Below are 2793 nucleotides of genomic sequence, written 5' to 3' on the forward strand. Positions count from 1 at the left end.
CCCGGGAGCCGCCCCCCGGAGCCAGGCCATGTCCAACCGCCTCGCTTACGCCGCCGCCGCCCTGCCCTTCGTCGGCCCGACCGCCGACCGGATGCTGGACAGCCCGCTCTCCTTCTGGCGCGACTGGCAGCTGCGCACCCGCTGCGGCAAGACCGGCTGCGCCCGCGACAAGCTGGTCTGCGTCGAGGAGGTGCTGACCGCCCGTGGCGAGATGACGGTGCGCGACCTGGCCGGCCGGCTGCGCTGCCGCGACTGCCAGGGCCCGGCCACCAGCATGGCCTTCGAGCAGGAACGGCCGGGCGGGCGGATCACCCAGCCGGTGCGGCGCCCGACCCCGGTGGCGCGGCAGCCGCGCGGCCGCCCGGCGCCGCGCCGCGATTAGTTAAACGGCGCCGAGCCCGGCCAGCCCCGCCAGCGCGCCGCCGGCCAGCAGCCAGAGCGGATGCAGCCTGGTCCGCAGGCTGGCCAGGGCGACGACCCCGGTGATCAGGAACAGGCCCCAGCTGTGGTCGGTGGCCAGCGTGATCAGGATGGCGCTGGCCGCGACCAGGCCGACGGTCATCGGCACCAGCCCGCTCTGCACCACCCGCCGCCAGGGCCGGTCCTTGAAGCGCCGCCACAGCCCGAGCACCACGCCGGTCAGCAGCGAGGACGGCCCGAACTTGGCCAGCGACGAGACCAGCAGCCCGGGCCAGCCGGCGACATGCCAGCCGACCAGCGGCACCACCATCATGTTCGGCCCCGGCGCCGCCTGGGCCAGGGCGAAGAGCGCGGAGAAATCCTGCGCCGACATCCAGCCATGCACCTGCACGACCTGGCGCTGCATTTCCGGCAGGATGGTGTTGCCGCCGCCGAAGGCCAGCAGCGACAGCTGGGTGAAGATGACGGCCAGGGCGACCAGCGTGTTCACCGCTTGCCCCCCGCGGCCGGAAAGCGCCAGCTGAGAAAGATGCTCAAGGGGGCCAGCAGCAGCATGCTGGGCAGCAGCGGCAGCCGCATCCAGGCGATGGTCCCGACGCTGAGCGCCACCACCACCAGCGCCGGCAGGTTGTGGCGCAGCGGCAGCAGCATCTTCACCGCCGTCGCCACCAGCAGCCCCGCCGCCGCCGCCGCCAGCCCGCCGAAGAAATGCTGCAGCAGCGGGTCGTCGCTGTAGCGGTCATAGACGACGCCCAGGCCGATGACGACGGCGGTGGGCCCGGCGATCAGCCCGAGCAGCGCCGCCAGCGCCCCGGCGACGCCGCGGAAATCCAGGCCCACGGCGACCGAGAGGTTGATGATATTGCCGCCCGGCAGGAACTGGCACAGGCCAAGCATCTCGGTGAACTGCTCGGCGGTCAGCCAGCGCCGGCGCTCGACCAGCATGCTGCGCGCCATCGGCAGCACGCCGCCGAAGCCGATCAGGCCGAGTCCCAGAAAGCCGAGGAAAAGCTGCAGGCAATCGGGCGGGGGCGCCGTCTCCGGCGATGGCTGCGCTGCGAACATGTCCTGGCCTTCTCCCCCGGGGACCCGGATGCACGCTCCGCCGCCGACCGCATGGATCCTGGCCGCAGAGGATAGGCGCCGCCGCGCATCTGGCAATCGGGGGGAAGCGCCGCCGTCAGTCGCGGTCGTCGGCGGCCCGTTGCGGATCCAGGCGCAGCGCCGGGATTTCCTGCGCGATCAGCTGCATCAATTGGCGGGTCTCGGGCGGGAAACCGGCGATCGCCGCCTCGAACACTTCGGCCGCGTGCTCGGCGGGGATGGTGCCATCGCGGATCAGGGCTTCGATGCCGGCCACGGCGTCGGCCAGGGCAGCCTGCAACTCGGCCTGGTTCGCCGGCCTTTCCATGACGTTGTCCGCATCCCGCCTGCGTTCATTCTGGTCCTGAAACTGCCGGACCGCAATGATGCGCTGGTCAGCGGCCGGCGGCGCGCCCTTCGACGACCGGCGCGTCATCGAGATGCCCCGCCATCTGGGCGCCGCGCTGCCCCGTGGGGGAATCGCGCGACAAACGCGGCATCCGATCGGCCTGGAGGGTCTCCAGGCTCATCATCGCGCTGGCCTGCTGGAGCAGGGTGTTCTGCGCCAGGACGGTCCCGGCGAGCAGCGAAGCGCTGCACAAACCGGCCGCCACCAGGAGCATGGGCAGGAAGTTCCGCATCTGCGACCTCTTTGTCACAACCACTGCGTGGGCCTATGGCGCCAGAACGTTTTCCTCTTAGCACGGGTTGCCGGCAGGGTCGCGAAAAAAGGCAGGATTGTGGCTCGGCACGGGCGCGCCGGGCGGTATCCGCCGCGGCCGGCAGGGCGTCAGCATTTTCTGCGCTTTCTCGGCGCAGCGGGCATCGGCAGGGCTGGACGCTGGCCTTGGGCTGGGTTAGTAAGCGCCCCGCCCGGCCGGGCTGCCTTCGGGCAGGACGGCCAAGGCGCAACATGGCCTTGTCCCCATCGTCTAGAGGCCTAGGACACCAGCCTTTCACGTTGGTAACACGGGTTCGAATCCCGTTGGGGATGCCATCTTTTCCAGGCGAAGACTGAGCCGCGTTCCCCTCTCCCTTCGGAGCTGGGCTGTCGGCATGGCCTGACGGGTCATCGGATCGGCGCTCCAAGGCGGGTCGGGTCTGTCCCGTCGCCGGCATCCTAGGCGCCGGCGCCCTGCGGCGTCCTCCCCTCGCCATCCCAATGACTGTGCGATGCGTCTCCACCCCGTCACGGCGCGAACGATTCGTGAACCGCGCATTGTTCTATCTACGTTCTCGCTCTAGGCTAAGGGCCCCGCGCCCTGCCCCGGAGACGCCCATGGCCCGCAA

General features: G+C 71.0%; 5 protein-coding genes and 1 tRNA gene. 2 read left to right on the forward strand and 4 right to left on the reverse strand.

What is annotated here, in order from left to right; translation table 11 throughout:
• Nucleotides 1–28 precede the first annotated feature (28 nt).
• Nucleotides 29–382: a hypothetical protein gene (locus GVN67_RS28605; protein ID WP_160000699.1), complete on the forward strand. Its 354-nt coding sequence runs from the start codon at nucleotides 29–31 to the stop codon at nucleotides 380–382.
• Here GVN67_RS28605 and GVN67_RS28610 read toward each other — a convergent pair whose 3' ends face one another.
• The 4 genes from GVN67_RS28610 to GVN67_RS28625 form a co-directional block, all read right to left on the reverse strand.
• Entirely contained in the window at nucleotides 383–910 is a 528-nt protein-coding gene (locus GVN67_RS28610) for a chromate transporter (RefSeq protein ID WP_160000700.1), read from the reverse strand.
• Nucleotides 907–1485: a chromate transporter gene (locus GVN67_RS28615; RefSeq protein ID WP_160000701.1), complete on the reverse strand. Its 579-nt coding sequence runs from the start codon at nucleotides 1483–1485 to the stop codon at nucleotides 907–909. Before GVN67_RS28615 ends, GVN67_RS28610 begins: the two co-directional genes overlap by 4 nt.
• Nucleotides 1486–1600: 115 nt before the next feature.
• Nucleotides 1601–1939, reverse strand: a complete 339-nt coding sequence (locus GVN67_RS28620; RefSeq protein ID WP_160000702.1) for a hypothetical protein — start codon at nucleotides 1937–1939, stop codon at nucleotides 1601–1603.
• Nucleotides 1899–2144 (reverse strand): hypothetical protein, encoded by a 246-nt coding sequence (locus GVN67_RS28625; RefSeq protein ID WP_160000703.1) that lies wholly within the window; start codon nucleotides 2142–2144, stop codon nucleotides 1899–1901. The genes GVN67_RS28620 and GVN67_RS28625 overlap by 41 nt, the downstream gene beginning before the upstream one ends.
• A gap of 280 nt (nucleotides 2145–2424) precedes the next feature.
• On the opposite strand from GVN67_RS28625, the gene GVN67_RS28630 reads away from it, so the two are divergent.
• Nucleotides 2425–2500 (forward strand) — tRNA-Glu (locus GVN67_RS28630).
• The last annotated feature ends 293 nt before the right edge of the window (nucleotides 2501–2793 follow it).

Origin of the sequence: Roseomonas sp. 18066 (assembly GCF_902706185.1) — a bacterium.
GTDB lineage: Bacteria > Pseudomonadota > Alphaproteobacteria > Acetobacterales > Acetobacteraceae > Pseudoroseomonas.